This is a genomic window from Streptomyces sp. NPDC054765 (assembly GCF_053612065.1).
Genome location: NZ_JBSHBP010000079.1, coordinates 15,202 through 33,588, shown reverse-complemented (window position 1 = coordinate 33,588; position 18,387 = coordinate 15,202). Strand labels below are relative to the sequence as shown.

The following is an 18,387-nucleotide window of genomic DNA, read 5'->3' as shown; positions in this document are numbered from 1 at the left end:
ACAGGTTCTCAGCCAGCGCGTTGTCGTACGAATCGCCCACCGACCCCATGGACGCTGCAATTTCTGCCCGCATCAGGCGTGTGGTGAGCTTGATGGAGGTGTACTGACAGCTGCCACGACGAGAAGCCGGCCCACGCCGAGATCCCCGCCCAGTGGTCGGATCAACTCGGCACCGCTCCACCAACACAGCGGACATGACCGCAGCCGGAGGGCAGGATGTTGTCCATGGGACTGCACGCCGCATACGGACTCACTCGAATCATCAATGCGCGGGGGCCGTACACCCCCTTGGGTGTCTCGCGCAGTGGGGAGGGAGTTGCCACCGCGGTCGCCGCGGCGCTGTCGGAGTTCTTCGTGATGGAGGAACTGCAGGAGGCGGCCGATCAGGCCCTCGCTCGATTCACCGGGGCGGAAGCGGGGACCGCGGTCCACTGCACGGCATCGGCGATCACCCTCACGGTCGCAGCCGCGATGACGGGAGAGTCCCCGGAGCGCATCGCGGCGTTGCCGGACACGACCGGTATGCCCGGGGCTGTCGTTCTCCCGGCAGGACACGCCGTCAATTACGGACACCCCCTCGTACAAGCCGTCCGGCTGGCGGGTGCGGTGCCCGTTCCCGTGGGAACTGATGCGGCGTACACGCGGGAGGATCTGGAGAAGGGCCTCTCGCGGCCCGACGTTGCGTGCCTGCTGCTGGTGTCGTCCCGCCTCGTGCGCGGGGCCGGTGTCGAGCTTTCCGAAGCAGTGGCGGTCGCGCATCGTCGCGGGGTCCCCGTCGTCATCGACGGTGCCGCCCAGGACTTCCGGATCGAGGAACTGCTGGGCACGGGGGCGGACCTGGTGACCTTCAGCGGGCAGAAGTACCTGGGGTCCCCGACTGCGGGACTGGTGGTGGGCCGAGCCGGTCTGGTGGCGGCGGTCCGGGCACAGGAGCGGGGCATCGGCCGTGCGATGAAGGCGAGCAAGGAAGCCGTCATCGGTGTCCTCGCCGCGCTGGAGGCGCGACAGGAACTGGACATGGCGGCGTGGAGGCAGCAGCAGGCGGACAAGGTGGCGGACTTCGTCGAGCGGGCCGGTGCCCTTCGGGGAATCACCGCCGCGTCCGTCCCCGACCCCACCGGGCTGCCCTTTGAGCGCGCCCGGCTCGAGGTGGACCCCGCCGTATCGGGAAGGGATGCCGCCGCTCTGGGCACCGCGCTGCGAGCGGGCTCACCGTCGATCTGGGTCATGTCCGGCCGGCCGGACGCGGAAGAGCTGCTGCTCGAACTCGTGGCTCTGACACCGGCCGAAATCGACTCCGTCCTCGTCAGGCTGGCCGAGCTGCTTCCGGCCTGACAGCCATGGCCGGTGGGTGGATGCGCGAGCAGGCGGAGGAGCCGTGACACCACGTCGACGGCCGCCCCCGAGTGACGACCGGACTCCGAAGCGTCTCGTGGCACGCCCTCGCCCGCCGTCGAGCCATCAGGTGCGGTGCGAGGGGAGCCAGCCGTCCTGGACCGCGTGGACGCCCGCCTCGAAGCGGCTGCGTGCCTCCAGGGTGTCCATGAGTTCGGCCGCGAATCGGCGGGCGGTGCGGGTGGAGACGCCGAGGCGTTTGGCGATGGCTTCGTCGGTGAGTCCCTGGGCGAGCAGCCGGAGGGCCTCGCGGTGCTGGGGGGTAAGACCGTCGGTGTCGCGTTCCACGGTGGGTCCCAGGGGCCTGGCGGCCTGCCAGGTTTTCTCGAACAGCTCGCACAGGGCCGTGATGATGCCCCGGCCCGTGAGGACCACGGCGCCGGTCCTTGCGTCCGTGGTGTCCAGGGGGAGCACGGCCTCGTTCCGGTCCGCGATGATCATCCTGATGGGCAGGCTGGGAGCGGTGCGGACGCGCCCGCCGCGCCGGCGGAGCCACTGGACATGATGGAGCGTGGGCTGGTGGTTGCGGACGCTGTCGAGGTAGACGGTGCGCATGGTGACACCGCGTTCCAACAGGGTCGCGTTCGGCCCTCGGCTGGCTTCGAGGTCGCTCTCCGTGTGGGCCCCGCCCGGGGCCAGGGTCATGATCTCGTGCCGGACGTCGACGGCGAGCCGGGCGAGCCGGTCGCGTATCTCCTCCGCACCGGTCAGCTCCTCGGTATGGAAGCCGGCGGAGGGTCTGTGGAGGGAGGAGCATTCGGCGACGAGTTGCGCGGCGGCGGCCCGAGCGGTTTCGACGCGTTCCTGGTGGGCGGCGAGTTCGGCCTGCTGGCGGGCGAGCAACAGGCTCATGGCCCGCTCCGGTCCCAGTACACGGAAAGCGGTCTCCGCCTGCCCGGACGGACGGACGAGTGCGAGGGAGCTGAGTCGGTCGAGGCAGTCGCGCAACTTGTCCTCGGGCAGCGCGAGCTGCTGGGACAGTGCGGATATCCCCTCGTCGGGTTGGGCCAGCATGGCGCGGTAGACGCGTTCGGTATCCGTGTCGAGTCCCAGCACGGCCAGCATGAGATGTATCCCCCGATCGGTGGTCGTGTCCATGAAAGGCGGTGGAGGGGCGGCGCGGTGGTCTCCGCGACGGGCATGTCCACCCGGGCGATCAGCCTCTGGGCGGTCCTGCGGACACGCTGCGACATTTTCCGGTGGGTGCGTGGTGCATGGTGCATGGAATGAACTTCCGTTGGGTGGGTGATCTTGTCAAGGTCGCCTTTCGGCCTGAGAGCGCTTCGGTGTGTGGCCCGCTCGCTCTGTCGTGCCTGGTGGAGGCCAGTGCGCCGGAACCGGTCCGCCGGCTTGCGAATGGCCGGTCGGCTCGCCGGAATTGATGCTCCGCTGCCGGGTGTTTCCCCTGTTGTCACTCCGCATCCCCCCGGCGATCACCGCATCTCGTCGGCATCGGTCGGTCGACTCCCCACGCAGGGCAGGGCGGGGGGCACCGCCCACCCGCCGGGAGAGCAAGGCGCGTCCTGATGACGGCAGGTCCTCGCGAAGGCGTCGTCGCGCGCCGCGCCATTGCGCCGCGCTCATCGGCCGGCTCCCGGCCGGGCGGGGAGATGAGCAGGTGGAACAGCGCCGGCAGATCGCGGCCCAGGCCGTCGGCTACGCGTCTTCGAGGAAGACGGGGCGGTTGAGGAACGCGCCGCCGTAGGCCGTGGTGCGGAGTTCCGAGTCGACGGCCTGGTGGATCGCCTCGTTGGTGGCGCGGTGGTCGACGGCCGCGAGGGAGTGCGGTGTGACGCCGTCGGTCACGGTGCCTTCCCGGCCTCCCCGGCCTCGCTGCGCTCTGTCACGGGTGTGCCGGATGCGCCGGGGGCGGTGGCCCCCTGCTCCGTGCCGAGCGAATGGCGCGACCCGGCACGCAGGCCGAATGCCCAGGCGGCAGCGGTCGTCAGGACACTGAGTACACCGGCTGTCATGAACACCGGCCGCGGGTCACCGTGGTTGAGCGTGGTGAGCGCACCACCGGCGAGCGCACCGACCGGGCTTGCCGCCAGCGCGGCCACCCTGGCCGTGGCGGTGACCCGTCCCAACAGCGCGCGGGGGACCAGGCGTTGGCGCAGAGTGCGGATGAGCACCACCGCCGTCACCGTGGAACCGCCCAGCAGCAGGTTCAGCAACAACAGCGGGACCAGGGACGTCGCCACCCCGAGGAACGCCAGTGTGGTGCCCAGACAGGCCGCGCTGAGCGCGATGAGCGTTTCGTGCCGCATCCTGCCGCCGAGCCGGAGTGCCACCGCCGTCCCGAGCATCCCGCCCACGCCGCCCGCCGCGACGACGGCGCTCGCCGCGGAGGCGCCGACGTGGAGGGTGTCGCGCAGATAGAAGACCAGGAGGTAGCCGACGGCGAGGAACAGATTGGCGCTCGCCTGGAGGCAGGTCACCACGAGTACGACACGCAGGGACCGCAGGCAGCGGAACCCCTGTGCCAGGTCCCCCCTCACCCCACGCAGTGCCGCCCGCAACGGTGGGGAGGGCGCCGGGCTCGTGCGGCCCTTGCCGTGCAGTACGTGCAGGACGGTGGCGAAGGACACGACGAACGTACAGGCGTTGACCAGGAGGGCCACTTGCAGGCCCCACAGCGCCGACAGCACACCGACCAGACCCGGGCCCACGATCTGCGCGCCCTGATTCGCCGCTTCCAGGAGCGAGTTCGTCCGTACGAGCCGTTCCTCCTCGACCAGGTCCCGCACCGCCACCGTCAGCGCGGTCTCGAAGAACACGCCGGCCCCCGCCGCCACGAAGGCCAGGGCGAGGATCACCGGGACGGACAGGCGCGAGGTGGCCGAAAGCACGGCGAGGGCGAGGAAGACCCCGAACCGTATGACGTCCATGGCCAGCATGACGTTGCGGGGGTTCAACCGGTCCACCAGCGCACCGGCGGGCAGGCCGACCAGCAGATAGCCGACGGTACGGGGGATGGCGGCCAGCACCGCGGCGTACGGGGATCCGCTGACCTCGAGGACGAGCAGCGGAATCGCGAGAATCGCGAGGCCGTCGCCGACCAGCGACACACTCTGCCCGCCGAGGAATATGCGGAACGCCAGGGGCGAGGGGCGGACGGGTGCCGCTGGGGTCATGGCATTCGTCATGGGGGCTACCGCCTCAGCCGATCGTTCTGGATGCTTCGGACTCCGAAGTCACGAGTCGCATAAAGGGAATCGACGCGGGGTGACGGCATCGATCCGCCCCGGATGCCCCGCCCCCGCAGAATTCGCGGCGTCGCATACGCAGAACACGATGCGATCGGTGAGGGGCCGGAATCAACACTTCCGATCTGGACGGTATCGGCCACTGCATTCATCGGCCAGCCGTGGAGCGGGGCAGACCGGCCCGGGGCCACTCCGGCGGCGGGCGTCGGAAAAGGGCCCCCACGGCTTCGCTGGTGGTGTATCAATGGTCAGTCGAATGCCGGACGGACGACCGGCCCGGCGGCCACCGCGGTCGCGGCCGGCTCGGTCCCCGGCATACGGCATCCGGCACCCGGAGCAGGACTCTCCCCCCACGGTCGCCGGGCCGCAACCGGCGCCATAGGGTCGCTCGGTGCCGCGGAAAAGTTTCCATTACCTTGACGGGCAACGAGCGTCGGAACCGCGCGTGCCGGGGACGACTTCTCCCGGGGTGCGGCCTTGGGTCTCCTCACGAATGAACCGGCCCGGACCGTGCGGCACTTGCGCCCACCTGCCCGTACCTCGTGGACGGCCTGACACGGATCCGTCCGACGGACGCGGGGCGAGCGTGAGGGATCTTGCGAGTGCCGGCGGGCTGACAGGCATGTGCGCGTTGCCGGTCCCGGCCGGGAACGTCGCGGCACGGCACGCGCACACGCGCGATCGGGAAGGGAGAACCATGTACCTCGTACATGTCCGTCTGGACGGGCCTGTGGATGAGGCGCTGCCCGGTGGGACGGGGACTCTCATGACGTGTTGCGCCGGCCCCGACGACGGCCTGGAGCACGTCAGCGTGCACCCGGGCGGCCCCCGTGGGCAGGTCGTCGGCCTCTTTCTGACCGCGCCAAGCCTGGCCGTCGCGGAACTCCGGGCCGCAGCCGTCTGCACGCGCGCACTCGCCACGCATTCCCAACTGGCGCCCTTCCGGATGGCCTCCTGCGGCATGGTGCTGATTCCGGAGTACTGGGACCTCCTGGCCTCCCCGTCACCATTGGACGGGATAGGACACAACATGTTCCGTCCACCGGGCCCCCCTTCCGGCAGAACCGGCGAGTTGTCAGAGTAGTTGCACCGGCGAAGCGGGAAGAGCCCAAAAGGCGCTTCCTGGCGGACGCCGGCAGTCTGCCGAAAGAACAGAAAGCAATTCACCGAAGGGTCCGTCAGTGAGATTCACCCCGACTTTCAGGACCGTCGCTGCCGGCTGCATCCCGCTCGGCGCCCTCTTCTTGACCCAGGCGGCCTTCCCGGGTGGTACCCCGTCCCTCGCTCAGGTCCGTGCCGACGGTCCGCCGACCGTGACCGTGCCGGACGGCAACCCGACCCACCTCAACCCCGATCGGATCGTCCAGGGCGACGTAACCTGGGGCAGCTGAGCCCCGGCGCCCCATCCGCCACAACGGGGAGTGCGCGCGACGCCTCAGGACGCGCGCCCCGCCGGGCCCCCAGGACCGGGCAGGGCCGGTCGAGTACGCAACGACCCGGCCCGGTAACGCCACAGCGTCCATGAACGAGCATGCGCCGACCCGCGCCGGTCATCCCGGTCCGCCGCAGCGCGCCCGGCCGCCGGACCCTTCTCCCCGACGGCGGCCCCGATTCGGCCGTCGGCGCTGAGCACTTCGGGAACCCCGATCACCCCGGACGCCCGCCCCGGGGCCGCGTCCCCGAGGGATGCCTCCTCAGTCGTGCGCCGCACCCCGATGCTCCCGACGGTGCCTGCCTCCCCCACCGGGGCGGCGGCGCCACCCGCCGCACCCGTCCCATGTGTCCCCACCCCAGGAACAGACATGGAGCAGCACAGACCATGACCACTGCCATCACCCCACGCACCCAGGAACTCCTCGACCAGGGCCACACCCTGCTCGAGGGCGTCACCACCGACGAAGAGGCTGCCGAGGCCCTGCGCGACCTCGGCACACTGATACCGCAGTACGACGGGCAGCTGCGCTACCAGGTGAAGGCCGCCCCCGGCTTCGAGGACCGGCGTTACTCCAAGAGCACCAACACCATCCTCGTGCACACCGAGGCACCCGGCTGGAACCCGCCGCCCCGGTACCTCGCCCTGCACTGTCGGGTCCAGGCCCGGTGCGGCAGCGGACATACCGAGCTCGCCGACGCGTACGCCTTCACTGCCTCCCTCAGCCAGGCGGAGCGCCGGGTGGTGCACGGCGAGGGCATCGACTGGGTGGGCCACAACACCGCAGGCACCGGCACCGCCGGAGTCCGCCGCCCCGTGGTGGAGCGCACGCCCGAGGGCCGCGACATCGTCCGGTTCAGCTACAACCTGCTGACGGCCGGCCACTACGACCCCCCGGTCGACGCCGACGTACCCGCCGACGACCTGCCGTTGGGCGCCCTGGGCGCCGAACTGGCCGTGCGGGCCGAGACGTTCTTCCGCGCGCACAAGGTGTCCGTCCTCATCCCGGAGAACTCGATTCTCGTCTGGGACAACCACCGGATGCTGCACGCCCGCTCCTCCTACAGCGACGCGCGGCGCCACCTGACGCGTTACTGGCTCCAGGAGTCCTGAGTCCGGCCGCACCCCACCGCCACCGGCAGGTGGCGCCCCGACCACCAGCGGTGCCGGCCGGCACCGCTCCCCTGTGAGGAATGTGATGAACGGCGATTCCCCGACCCTCGAAGGCCGCCCCGATGAGGCGGTCGCGCAGGAGGTCCCGGGCCCCCCGCTCCCCGAGGGCGTTCCCTCCTTCGACCCGAACGACCCGGTGGAGAACGCCGTGATCCGCCGACTCGTCGGCAACTGGCACCGCCGGGCCACCGTCAAGCGGGACGAACCCGACCTCGACGAACTCTTCGATCCGTCGCGCGCGGACTACCCCGAGCGGATCCTGCCCTTCCACGACCACCCGACCTACCTGGCCCTGGCCCCGGAGAAGCGGTCCGAACTGCTGAGCTGGGCGTGGATCGCGTACAACCGACACACCGTCATGGCCGAGCAGAAGGTGGCCAACCCTGCCTTCGCCCTGGTCATGGAGGGTGAGTACCCGGGCCTCGGCGGGGAGGCGCTCCACCTGTCGCTGGCCCAGGCGATGGTCGACGAGCAGTACCACACGCTCATGCACCTCAACGCGAGCGCGGTGACCCGCCGCCGCCGGGGCCGCGCCATGCCGGACGATGCGCTGCCGCTCTCCCACACCGCCCGCGTCCACCAGGAACTGCGGGACCGGGCCGGGGAGCGCTGGGAGAAGTCCCTGACGACGCTGGCCTTCGCCACGGTCTCGGAGATCTCCATCAATGCCTACCTCGACCTGCTCGCCGAGGACACCGCGATCCAGCCGATCAACAGCACGACCGCGAAGCTGCACAACCGCGACGAGTACTGTCACGCGTCCATCTCGCACGTGCTCGCGGAGATGGTCTACCACCACCTCGACGCCCCCCAGCGCCGGTACTTCCTGGACATGCTGATGCAGGGGCTGGACGCCTTCGTGGCCAACGACTACTCGACCTGGCACCGGATCGTCGACCGCGCGGGCATCGCCGGCGGGCACGAGATGCTCGCGGACTGCCAGGCGGAGGCGGGCCGCGGACGGCTGGTCCGTGACTACACCGGACTGCACAAGCTGGTCGAGCAGATGGGCGTGGCCGACCAGGTGGACTTCGACTGGTCCCGCTCCCACATCGCCCTCTGATGCTGCCCTCGCACACGACAGGTGGCGGATCCCCTGCCACCGAGGACCCATGAGGATTCCGCGTGAAGACCTACTCCCACGAACGCCTGGCGGCGCTCGCTCGCGACCGCGGGATGTCCGACGAGTACCTGCGCGACCTGCGGGTCGTCTCCTCCGTCCTGCCCTTCAAGGTGAACGAGTACGTCGCCGACCAGCTCATCGACTGGTCGGCGGCGCCTGACGACCCGATCTTCCGGCTCACCTTCCCGCACCGCGACATGCTCCCGCCGGAGATCTTCGACAGCATCGGGGCGCTCCACGACAGCGACGCGCCGCGCGATGTCCTGCGCAAGGCCGCCGCCGACGCCCAGGAACTTCTCAACCCGCACCCCGGCGACCAGCTCGAGGCCAATGTGCCGACACTGGACGGACGCAGGCTCGACGGACTCCAGCACAAGTACGCCGAGACCCTGCTGGTCTTCCCCTCACAGGGCCAGACCTGCCACGCGTACTGCGGATACTGCTTCCGCTGGGCCCAGTTCGTCGGCGTGGCCGAACTCCGGCAGGCCCTGCGTACGCCCGCCGACCTCACCGGCTATCTGACGGCCCACCCCGAGGTGACCGACGTCCTGTTCACCGGCGGCGACCCGATGATCATGAAGACCGCGGTGCTGAAGCGCTGGATCGAGCCGCTGCTCGACCCGGCCATGGAGAGCGTGCGCACCCTGCGCTTCGGAACCAAGTCGCTCTCCTACTGGCCGGCCCGGTTCACCACCGACGCCGACGCCGACGATCTGCTGCGTCTGCTCGAACGCGCTGTCGCGGCCGGCCGCCATGTCGCGGTGATGGCGCACTTCTCCCACCCGAGGGAGCTGGAGACCCCGGTCGTACGGGAGGCCATCGCCCGCCTGCGATCGACCGGTGCGGTGATCCGCGCCCAGGCGCCGCTGATCGCCCATGTCAACGACCGCGCGGACGCCTGGTCCCGGATGTGGCAGCAGCTCGTGGAGCTGGGCGTCGTGCCGTACTACATGTTCGTCGAGCGGGACACCGGCGCCCGCAGCTACTTCGGTGTCCCGCTCGCCAAGGCCCTGGACCTCTACAACGACGCCATCCGCGGAGTCTCCGGACTGGCCCGCTCCGCCCGGGGCCCGGTGATGTCGGCCTCCCCCGGGAAGGTGCTGCTGGACTCCGTCAACACCGTCGCGGGGGAGCGGGTCTTCTCACTGCGGCTGCTCCAGGCCCGCGACCCCCGGCTCGTGGGACGGCAGTTCTTCGCCCGGTACGACCCGACGGCGGAGTGGTTCGACGACCTCCGTCCCGCGCTGGACTCGTGGTTCCCCCGGCTGCCGGACACCGAAGCGCCTCAACCGTCGCGAGCGTGCGGCCAGTGAGGATCACCGCACACGAGACCGCCCTGACGCAGCGTCATCTGTGGCGCTCCGCGCGGGAGGCCCTCCCGATGACGCGAACCGTGATCGTCGAGGTCGAACAGGACGGCGTGTCCGGCTACGGCGAGGCGTCCTGCTTCATGACGGACCACTACAACTCCGGCCTCGACCGGATGCACGCCGATCTGCGGCGGACAGCGCCCCTGCTGGCCACGTTGGACCTCGACGGCGCCGGTGGCCCCGGTGGCGCCGACGCCGTCTGGCGCCGCCTGGCCGCCGCGCTGCCCACGTCGCCCTTCGTGCTCGCAGCCCTCGACACCGCGATCCACGACCTGCGGGCCCGCCTGCTCGGGGTCCCGCTGTGGAAGTCCCTCGGCCTGGACCGGCCGCAGGGCCTGCGCTCCAGCTACAGCATCGGACTGGACACCCCCACGACGATGGTCCGCAAACTGCGCGAGCGGCCGGGCTGGCGTGCGTACAAGGTCAAGCTCGCTGACCCCGGCGACCTGGGCATCCTGCGGGAACTGCGCCGCGAGACCGACGCGCCCTTCCTCATCGACGGCAACTGCGGCTGGGAACCCGCCCGGCTCGTCCCCGCCCTGCCCCACTTGCGCAGCCTCGGGGTCCAACTGATCGAACAGCCCTTCCCCCGGGCCGCCTGGGACGACGCCCGCACCCTCAAGGAACTCAGTCCGATCCCCGTCATCGCCGACGAGAGCATCACCTCCCCGGCCGACCTGGACGCCTGCGCCGAAGCCTTCCACGGCATCAACGTCAAGCCCATGAAGGCCGGCGGCATCACCCCGGCCCTCGCCCTGCTGCGGGCCGCCCGGGAACGCGGCCTGATCACCATGCTCGGCTGCATGCCCGAGTCCGCCGCCGGTGTCTCCGCCACCGCCCACCTCGGCGGTCTGGTCGACCACCTCGACGTCGACGTGGTCGACCTGCTCGCGGTGGACACCGGACAGGGCCTTACCCTCGACGCCACCGGCCACGTCGACCTGCCCGACCGCCCCGGCTCCGGGTACCTCCCGGACCCCGTGGCCCACGGCTGGTACGTCCACCGGGTCCCGGCCGCCCGTGTGCACCCCGTCCGCCGGCAGGTGCCGGACCCCGCACAGCCCACGCCGAGTCCCGCCCACCCGCAGGACGAACACCCCGACACCCGGCACCTCGCCGTTCTGCTGCGGGGCCGCGCGGTGGGCGCCGCCTCCCTGTACGCCGAGGACCCACCGGCCGGGTACACCGTGCCAAAGGCGCACCCCGGCCGCGGACGGCGCCTGCACGGCATGGCCACGCTCGACGAGGTCCGCGGCACCGGCGCGGGCACCGCGCTCCTGCGCACCGCCCTCACCCTCGCCGCCCTGGACGGCGCCGACACCGTCTGGGGCCACATCCCCGACACGGCCCTGGGCTTCTACCGCAAGCACGGTTTCGACGTCCTCGGCCGGCCCCTTGACCTGCCGGAAACCGGCCTCCACCACTTCGTGCACAGGAGCCCTCGTTGATCACCGAAGACCCGACCGGGACACCCCACGCCGAGACCGCCCCTCCCGCCACGGGCCGGACGATCCACGCGCCACAGGCACGCACCCTCGCCCGGGAGGCACTCACCGCGGCGGGCCTGCCCGCGGCGCAGGCGGAGCAGGTGGCCGACGCACTGGTGACCACCTCGCTGCGCGGCATCGACACGCATGGCCTGCGCCTGCTCCCGCAGTACCTCGCGGAGCTGTCCACCGGGGTGGCCAAGGCGGCGGCAAGCCCCGTCGTCGTGCAGGACAGGGGCGCCGGACTGCTCCTGGACGCCGACGGCTCCCTGGGCGTGCTGGCCGGGCTGTCGGCCGCACGGCTCGCCGCCGAGCGGGCCGCGCGGTTCGGGGTCGCCGCCGTAGGCGTCCGCAACTCCAACCACTTCGGCGCCGCGTCCGTCTACACGCGCACGCTGGCCCGCACGGGCCTGGTGGGCATCGCCGTCACCTCGGCCGCCTCCAGGGTGGCGCCGTACGGAGGCGTCGAGCCGCTGTTCGGCACCAACCCCATCAGCGTGGCTGCGGGCAGCGGCGACGAGGAGTTCGCCCTGGACATGGCCACCAGCCAGGTCTGCTTCGGCGAGGTGAAGCAGCGCCGGGCCGAGGGCCGCGGCCTGGACGGCGGCTGGGCGACCGACCGCCGGGGAGGGCCCACCGCGCACCCTGACGAGGCGTACGCGCTCTCGCCGCTGGGCGGCTACAAAGGACAGGGCCTGGCGATGGCCGTCACCCTGCTCGGGGCGGTCCTCACCGGCACCGCCCCCGACTGGCGGCTCTCCCAGGTCGGCGAGGGCAGCGCAGGAGAGAGCCGCGGCATCGGGCATCTGGTGCTCGCGCTGGACCCGGCCGCGTTCACCGGCGCGGACAGCTTCGCCGCCGGGCTGACGGACCTGCTGACCACGGTGCGTACCGCGACCGCCGCCACGGACCGGCCCGTGGTGGCCCCCGGCGACCCGCAACGCGCCCACGAGCAGCACCGGGAAACCCGCGGCATCCCCCTGGACGCGGGCACCGCGGCAGCTCTCGGCGAGCTGGCCGCCCGCCTCGGCCTCCCCGGGCCCGAGGAGGTCCCCGCGTGATCCTCGTACTGATCAGCCCGCGGCAGACGGGGCTGCCGTTCGCACGGTGGCTGCCGGAGGAAGCGGGCCGGCTCGTCGCGGTCACCGCCGCAGGCGCCTCCGTGGGCACCGGCTTCGCGGAGGTCGTCACCGTCGCCGACTACACGAGCGACGACGCCGTGCTCGCCGCCGCCCGGGAAGCCGCCCGCAGGCACCGCCCCCGCGCCGTGCTGGCCCTCGCCGAGGCCGACGTCGAACGCGCCGCCCTGCTGCGCCGCGAACTGGCGCTGCCCGGCCTCGACACCACCACCGCCGCCGCGTACCGCGACAAGGTCCTGATGAAGCAGTACGCGCGCACCGCGGGAATACCCGTGCCCGCCTACGCACCCGTCGCCGCCGTGCGCGACATCACGGACTTCATGGCCGCCCACCCCGGCCGGGTCGTCGTCAAACCGAGGAGCGGCTCCGGATCCACCGGCGTGCACGTGCTCGACGCACCCGACCAGGCGGATGCTCTCGCCGGTCAGGTGGCGGGCGGCTCCTACGAGGTCGAAGAGTTCATCGAGGGCGCCCTGCACCACGTCGACGTCTTCCGGGTCGAGGGCGAGCCCGTCGCAGCCGTCGCCTCCCGGTACACCGGCGCCGGTTGCCTGACCCACTGGGCCGACGCCCCGCTCGGCTCCCGCAACCTCGACCCGGCCGATCCGCTCCACGAGCGGCTGGTCGCCGAGACATGGCGCCTGATCGACGCGCTGCCCTCGCCGGACACCCTCTGCGCGCACGCCGAGTTCTTCGTCACCGACCGCGGCCGGATCGTGCTGTGTGAGGTGGCCGCCCGCATCGGCGGCGGCCCCATCCCCGCCATGCTCCGCCACGTCCTGGGCACCGACCCGCGGGAGCTGTGGGCCCGCGTGGAGTGCGGACTGCCCGTCGCGCTCGACACCGTACGGCACCATGCGCGCACCGCACCGCGCGCCGCCTTCTGCGGCATCCCGCCGAAGCACGGCCGGGTGCTGCGACTGCCCGAAGCACCCCCCGGCGCACAGGACTTCGTCCTCCACACCCGTATCGGCGACGACTGGAGCGGGGAGCGCTACCACTTGCGCAAGTCCGGCGACTTCCTCGCCACCTGGGTGGTGACCGACCCGGACCCCACCGCCCTGGACAGGAGGCTCGACGCCACCGCACAGCTGGTCGGCGCGGGCTTCGGCTGGGAAGACACCGACGAGCCCGAGCCGGTCGCGGCCGGCTCCGGTCCGGCCGAAGGAGGAGCGCGATGACCGCGACCCCGACCGTCGTGGTGCAGGACGGCGCGTACACGGCCCGCCTGCTTCCGCCCGGCCACCACCCGGCACACCGCGACATCACCGGCGACGACGACCCGGACCTCATCTGGGACGACTCCCGATGGCTGCGCTTCACCGCGCGCACCGACCTCCACGAGACCCACTGCCTCGAAGTGCTCGAAGCGGACCGGCCGGTGGCCCTGGCCACGCTGTTGCTCACGCCCAGGGCCGGCGGGCTGCTCTTCTACGACGCCCCGCGGCTGGCCGGCACGGCCTCACCCATGGCCGAGCCCGAACTCCTCGACCCGGCCGAGCGCGAAGACTGGGACCGGCTGACGGCTTCCCTGCCCGAGGACCGCCCCGACCACTACCCCTCGCTGGCCCTCGCCACCTTCGGCAACCACCACGGCGTGGTCCACGCCCCCGGGCGCTGTGCGCAGCAGCGCCGAGCGGTCATGGCCGCGCTCCCCGCCCTCCTCCAGCAGGTCGCGACCCGACTGGGCTGCCGCAGCACCGCCCTGTTGTACGTGGGCGAGCCCGAGGCCGAGGCGGTGGACGCCGCCGCCACCCGCGCCGGATACCACGCGACGCTCCTCGGCGCCGACGCCGTGCACCAGCTGGCCGCGGACAGCTGGGAGCAGTACGTGGCAGGGCTCAGCAGCCGCCGCCGCAGAGGACTGCGCAAAGAGGTCGCCGAGTACGAGCGGGGCGGCTTCCGCACCGTGGCCACCACCGGCCCCGCGGCCCTCGACGACACGGTGATCGCCCTCCAGGTGGCACACCGGGCGAAGTACGGACTGCCCGGCGGACACGAGCGTGTCCGCCGCGACTTCGATGCCCTGCGGGAGGAGGTCGGAGAGTCGTGCGTGGTGCTGGGCGCCGTCCGCGAGGACCGGATGCTCGGCTTCGCGCTGTACCTCAGGGCAGGCGACTCGCTCTTCCTGCGCACCGTGGGCTTCGCCCCCGAGGCCGCGGGCTGCTACCTCGGCCTCACCTACCACGAGACCACCCGCTGGGCGGTGGAGAACGCCGTCCGTCGCATCCACTACGGGCTCGCCACCTACGAGGCCAAGTTCCAGCGCGGCTGCGCACTCCACCCCCGCTGGGGCTGGTTCGCTTTCCACGGACCGGACGCCGGGACCTACCGCACCGTGCTGGACCTCCAGTCCCGCAGCGTCGAACGCCGACTGGAGCGCGTCGGCAGCCCGGCCACCCCCCTCCCGTCCCGCCTCTCCCCGCCCTCACCCACGGTTTACGGAGCCGCACAATGAAGCTCACCCCCACCAGCGACATCTGGATGGACGGAAAGTTCGTCCCCTGGGACCAGGCACAGGTACACGTCCTCACCCCCAGCCTGCACTATGGATGGGGCGTCTACGAAGGCATCCGCGCCTACCCGACGTCCCGGGGCCCCGCCGTCTTCCGGCTGCGTGAACACCTCCAGCGACTGCACGACTCGGCCCGTGTCTACCTCATGGACCCGGGCCACAGCGTCGGCGAACTCACCGAGGCGAGCCTCGAACTGCTGCGCCGAACCGGCCTGGAGAGCGGCTACCTGCGCCCCCTGGTCTACCTCGAATACGGCACCATGGGCGTCGCCCCCCAGTTGGACAGCGCCAGGGTCGCCATCGCCGCCTGGCCCTGGGGCTCGTACCTGGGCGAAAAGGCCGAGCAGCAGGGCTGCCGGCTGATGGTCAGCAGCTGGCAGCGCAACGGCGTCCACGCGGTGCCGCCGCTGGCCAAGGCCACCGGCGCGTACGTCAACTCCGCACTGGCCAAGGTCGCCGCGATCCGCGCCGGCTACGACGACGCCCTGATGCTCACCCCCGGCGGGCACGTGGCCGAGGCGTCCGCCGCCAACGTCTTCGCCGTACGCGACGGAGTGATCGTCACCCCGCCGGTCAGCGACAACATCCTGCCCGGCATCACCCGGGACACCGTCATCACGCTCGCCCGCGACCTCGGCCACGAGGTCAGGGAACAGAGCCTGACCCGCAGCGAGCTGTACGTCGCCGACGAGGCGTTCCTCACCGGCACCGCCGCCGAGATCGTCCCGATCGCCTCCGTCGACGACCGCCCCGTCGCCGAGGCGGGCTGTGGACCGGTCACCCTCCAACTGCGCCAGGCCTTCCAGGACGTGGTCCACGGCCGGACGGCCGACCACCACGGCTGGCTCACCCACCTGTGAGACCCCCCGTACGCCCGCTCCCCCCGAGGTGAACCGTCATGTCCGAGCACGTCCTGGTCATCGGCAGCGGCCGAGACCTCCCCACCCGTCTGCGCCGCGCCCGGCCCGGCACCCGGACCACCGTCATCTGCCGCCTGGACTACCTCTCCAGACTCCGTGAGACGACGGAACACACCCGGATCATCGGGATGCGCCCCGACGCGCCGGATGACGAATGGATCGAACTCGCCGAGACCGTGCACGCCCGCCACCCGTTCACCCGGATCGTGGCCTTCGGCGAACTCGACCAGGACAGATGCGCGGTCGTCGGCCAGGCGCTGGGCCTGGCCGCGCACTCCCCGCGGACCACTGCCCTGGTGTACGACAAGCACGCCATGCGGACCCGGCTGCGTGCGGCCGGGGTCGACTCCACCGCCTCCGCCCCGGTCTCCGGCGTCGACGAACTGCGGGCGTTCCTCGCCGCGCACGGCACCCCCTGCATCGTGAAGCCGGGCAGCGGCTCCTTCAGCAAGGGCATCGCCCTGGTCCGCGAGAGCGACGAGGCCGCCGCCGCCTTCGCGCGAGCCGGCGGCGAACTCGGGGACGGCCGCGGCACCGGGGTCCTGGTGGAACAGTTCCACGAGGGCCCGCAGTTCAGCGTCGAGGCCTTCTCGGAGGCGGGCGACCACCAGATCGTCGCGATCACCCGCAAGTACTCGGACCCGCTGAACTTCGTCGAACTGGGCCACGTGAGCCCCGCACCGCTCGCCCCCGCCGAGCAGAAACAGGTCCACGACTACGTGGAACGGGTGCTGGACGCCCTGGGCATCGAGTCCGGGGCCACCCACACCGAAATCGTCCTCGGCGACGCCGGACCTCGAGTGATCGAGACGCACGTACGCATGGGCGGCGACGAGATCCCGGCCCTGGCCCACGACGTGACCGGCGTCGACATCGCCGAATGCCTCATCCGGCACACCCTCGGCGAGAAGGTCCTCCCCGGCATCCGCGCCACCCTCGCCGAACCGCGTCCCCCGCGGAGTTCGGCGATCTGGTTCGCCGCCCTGCCCGCCCCCGGAGTGCTCGCCGAGACCACAGGGCTGGAAGAGGCCCGCGAGGTACCCGGCGTCACCGAGGTGCACCTGCTGGTCCCGGCCGACGCCACCATCGGCACCCTGGAATCCTCCGCATCGCGGGTCGCCCACGCCCGCGCGCTCGCGCCGACCGCCGACGAGGCACTCGCCGCCGCCCGGGAGGCGATCAACCGCCTCACCTTCCACCTGCGCGTACGGGCCGCGGACCGAGGAGCACTGTGACGTCCTCTCCGCCGCGGCACACCGCCCCGCCGCACCCCCACCGCATCACCCTGGCCGACTTCCACGACGCCGCCCGCGAGGTGCTGCCCGCCACCGCCTACGACTACCTGCAGGGCGGTGCGGCGGACGAACGGACGGTGCGCTGGAACGCCGAGGCCTACGAGCGGCTGGCCCTGCTCCCCCGGGTCCTCACCGGCACGTCGGGCGTGGACACGCGCCGCACCCTCTACGGTACGGAACTCCCCTCGCCGGTACTGCTGGCCCCGACCGCCTCGCACGGGCTGTTCCACCCCGAGGCGGAAGCGGCGACCGTACGAGGCGCCGCCGCTGCGGGAACGCTCACCACGGTGAGCACCTTCTCCACCCTGACGCTCGAAGAGATCGGCGCCGCGGCCACCGGACCGTGGTGGTTCCAGCTGTACGTGCAAAGGGACCGGGCACTCACCGAGGACCTGGTGCACCGGGCCCGTGCAGCCGGAGCCACAGCCTGCGTCGTCACCGTCGACACCCCGGTGACCGGCCTGCGGGAACGGGACCTGCGCAACGGATTCGCACTCCCCTCCCACGGAGCGCCCGCCAACCTGGCCGGCATTGCCGCAGAACCGTGCCAGGACGCTTCCGCCCCGACGCGCCGGGGCATCCACGACCCGCGGATCGACCCCACGACCGGCTGGTCCGACCTCGCATGGCTGCGCACGGTCTCCGGGCTGCCGGTCCTGGCGAAGGGCATCGTGCGCCCCGACGACGCCCGCCGGGCCGCCGAGGCCGGAATCGGGGTCTGGATGTCCAACCACGGGGGCCGCAACCTGGACACGGCGATCGCCCCCCTCACCACCCTGCCCGCCGTCGTCGAAGCGGTGGCGGGCCGGGTACCGGTCCTCATCGACGGAGGCATCCGCCGCGGCACCGATGTGGTGAAGGCGCTGGCACTCGGCGCGGACGCCGTGGCGATCGGACGCCCGTACGTCTGGGGCCTGGCCGCCGACGGCGCCGAGGGCGTCACCGCCGCCCTGCGCGCCCTGCACCGGGAGACGGAACTCGCCCTCGCCCTGCTGGGCGCTCCTGACCTGGCCGCACTGACCCCGGACCTCGTACACCCGGCCTGGTGACCCACCCCCGCACGGGGACAGGACCGCCGTGCACTGACGGCAGGTACGAGGAGTACAAGGAGCCCCTGTACGCCGCTCCCCCGCCGCTCCCCGCCGCTCGCGCGGATGGTCGACGCGGGCCGGCGGGACCGTAAGTCCGGTCCGGGCTTCTCCCCGGGCCGAGCCCCGGGGCCGTCCGCCCGCCGCTCGGGGGAAAACCGGCGGGCGGACCCCGGGCCGGCGGGCGCCCGTCCGCCGGCGTCGGCCCCCGTGGCACTTGCGAGTCAACTCCTGTGCGGGCGCG

Annotated in this window: 16 protein-coding genes; 13 read left to right on the top strand and 3 right to left on the bottom strand. The window is 72.1% G+C overall.

Going from position 1 to position 18,387, the window contains the following annotated elements:
* Positions 1–225: 225 nt before the first annotated feature.
* Entirely contained in the window at positions 226–1,335 is a 1,110-nt protein-coding gene (locus ACWGJY_RS32960; RefSeq protein WP_453264545.1) for an aminotransferase class V-fold PLP-dependent enzyme, read from the top strand.
* A gap of 126 nt (positions 1,336–1,461) precedes the next feature.
* Here ACWGJY_RS32960 and ACWGJY_RS32955 read toward each other — a convergent pair whose 3' ends face one another.
* From ACWGJY_RS32955 to ACWGJY_RS32945, 3 genes are all read right to left on the bottom strand, one after another.
* A complete protein-coding gene (locus tag ACWGJY_RS32955) occupies positions 1,462–2,493 on the bottom strand; it encodes a LuxR C-terminal-related transcriptional regulator (RefSeq protein WP_453264544.1) in 1,032 nt (343 codons plus the stop codon).
* A 558-nt stretch (positions 2,494–3,051) separates the two neighbouring features.
* A complete protein-coding gene (locus ACWGJY_RS32950) occupies positions 3,052–3,201 on the bottom strand; it encodes a hypothetical protein (RefSeq protein ID WP_453264543.1) in 150 nt (49 codons plus the stop codon).
* Entirely contained in the window at positions 3,198–4,541 is a 1,344-nt protein-coding gene (locus ACWGJY_RS32945; RefSeq protein ID WP_453264542.1) for an MFS transporter, read from the bottom strand. Before ACWGJY_RS32945 ends, ACWGJY_RS32950 begins: the two co-directional genes overlap by 4 nt.
* A gap of 826 nt (positions 4,542–5,367) precedes the next feature.
* Between ACWGJY_RS32945 and ACWGJY_RS32940 the strand changes: the two genes are divergently transcribed.
* From ACWGJY_RS32940 to ACWGJY_RS32885, 12 genes are all read left to right on the top strand, one after another.
* Positions 5,368–5,685 (top strand): hypothetical protein, encoded by a 318-nt coding sequence (locus ACWGJY_RS32940; RefSeq protein WP_453264541.1) that lies wholly within the window; start codon positions 5,368–5,370, stop codon positions 5,683–5,685.
* A gap of 97 nt (positions 5,686–5,782) precedes the next feature.
* Entirely contained in the window at positions 5,783–5,992 is a 210-nt protein-coding gene (locus ACWGJY_RS32935) for a hypothetical protein (protein WP_453264540.1), read from the top strand.
* 428 nt (positions 5,993–6,420) lie between these two features.
* The gene (locus ACWGJY_RS32930; protein WP_453264539.1) at positions 6,421–7,146 is read left to right on the top strand and encodes a TauD/TfdA family dioxygenase; all 726 of its coding nucleotides are present in this window, start codon (positions 6,421–6,423) and stop codon (positions 7,144–7,146) included.
* Between the two features lie 85 nt (positions 7,147–7,231).
* Positions 7,232–8,269 carry an AurF N-oxygenase family protein gene (locus ACWGJY_RS32925; protein WP_453264538.1) on the top strand — a complete coding sequence of 346 codons (1,038 nt, stop codon included), beginning with the start codon at positions 7,232–7,234 and terminating at the stop codon, positions 8,267–8,269.
* Positions 8,270–8,331: 62 nt separating this feature from the next.
* Positions 8,332–9,642, top strand: coding sequence for a KamA family radical SAM protein (locus ACWGJY_RS32920; protein ID WP_453264537.1), 1,311 nt, complete (start codon positions 8,332–8,334; stop codon positions 9,640–9,642).
* A complete protein-coding gene (locus ACWGJY_RS32915; protein WP_453264536.1) occupies positions 9,639–11,147 on the top strand; it encodes a GNAT family N-acetyltransferase in 1,509 nt (502 codons plus the stop codon). The genes ACWGJY_RS32920 and ACWGJY_RS32915 overlap by 4 nt, the downstream gene beginning before the upstream one ends.
* Positions 11,144–12,247: an Ldh family oxidoreductase gene (locus tag ACWGJY_RS32910; protein WP_453264535.1), complete on the top strand. Its 1,104-nt coding sequence runs from the start codon at positions 11,144–11,146 to the stop codon at positions 12,245–12,247. Before ACWGJY_RS32915 ends, ACWGJY_RS32910 begins: the two co-directional genes overlap by 4 nt.
* Entirely contained in the window at positions 12,244–13,506 is a 1,263-nt protein-coding gene (locus tag ACWGJY_RS32905; protein ID WP_453264534.1) for an ATP-grasp domain-containing protein, read from the top strand. The genes ACWGJY_RS32910 and ACWGJY_RS32905 overlap by 4 nt, the downstream gene beginning before the upstream one ends.
* Positions 13,503–14,783: a GNAT family N-acetyltransferase gene (locus ACWGJY_RS32900; RefSeq protein ID WP_453264533.1), complete on the top strand. Its 1,281-nt coding sequence runs from the start codon at positions 13,503–13,505 to the stop codon at positions 14,781–14,783. Before ACWGJY_RS32905 ends, ACWGJY_RS32900 begins: the two co-directional genes overlap by 4 nt.
* Complete coding sequence (locus tag ACWGJY_RS32895) at positions 14,780–15,700, top strand: branched-chain amino acid transaminase (RefSeq protein ID WP_453264532.1); 921 nt, start codon at positions 14,780–14,782, stop codon at positions 15,698–15,700. Before ACWGJY_RS32900 ends, ACWGJY_RS32895 begins: the two co-directional genes overlap by 4 nt.
* A gap of 38 nt (positions 15,701–15,738) precedes the next feature.
* Complete coding sequence (locus tag ACWGJY_RS32890) at positions 15,739–16,995, top strand: ATP-grasp domain-containing protein (RefSeq protein WP_453264531.1); 1,257 nt, start codon at positions 15,739–15,741, stop codon at positions 16,993–16,995.
* The gene (locus ACWGJY_RS32885) at positions 16,992–18,104 is read left to right on the top strand and encodes an alpha-hydroxy acid oxidase (protein ID WP_453264530.1); all 1,113 of its coding nucleotides are present in this window, start codon (positions 16,992–16,994) and stop codon (positions 18,102–18,104) included. Before ACWGJY_RS32890 ends, ACWGJY_RS32885 begins: the two co-directional genes overlap by 4 nt.
* Positions 18,105–18,387: the final 283 nt, after the last annotated feature.

Coding starts and splice junctions, on each gene's coding strand:
- ACWGJY_RS32925 (WP_453264538.1), top strand. CDS start 7,232: ATGAACGGCGATTCCCCGACCCTCGAAGGCCGCCCCGATGAGGCGGTC.
- ACWGJY_RS32930 (WP_453264539.1), top strand. CDS start 6,421: ATGACCACTGCCATCACCCCACGCACCCAGGAACTCCTCGACCAGGGC.
- ACWGJY_RS32945 (WP_453264542.1), bottom strand. CDS start 4,541: ATGACGAATGCCATGACCCCAGCGGCACCCGTCCGCCCCTCGCCCCTG.
- ACWGJY_RS32895 (WP_453264532.1), top strand. CDS start 14,780: ATGAAGCTCACCCCCACCAGCGACATCTGGATGGACGGAAAGTTCGTC.
- ACWGJY_RS32890 (WP_453264531.1), top strand. CDS start 15,739: ATGTCCGAGCACGTCCTGGTCATCGGCAGCGGCCGAGACCTCCCCACC.
- ACWGJY_RS32955 (WP_453264544.1), bottom strand. CDS start 2,493: ATGGACACGACCACCGATCGGGGGATACATCTCATGCTGGCCGTGCTG.
- ACWGJY_RS32960 (WP_453264545.1), top strand. CDS start 226: ATGGGACTGCACGCCGCATACGGACTCACTCGAATCATCAATGCGCGG.
- ACWGJY_RS32900 (WP_453264533.1), top strand. CDS start 13,503: ATGACCGCGACCCCGACCGTCGTGGTGCAGGACGGCGCGTACACGGCC.
- ACWGJY_RS32940 (WP_453264541.1), top strand. CDS start 5,368: ATGACGTGTTGCGCCGGCCCCGACGACGGCCTGGAGCACGTCAGCGTG.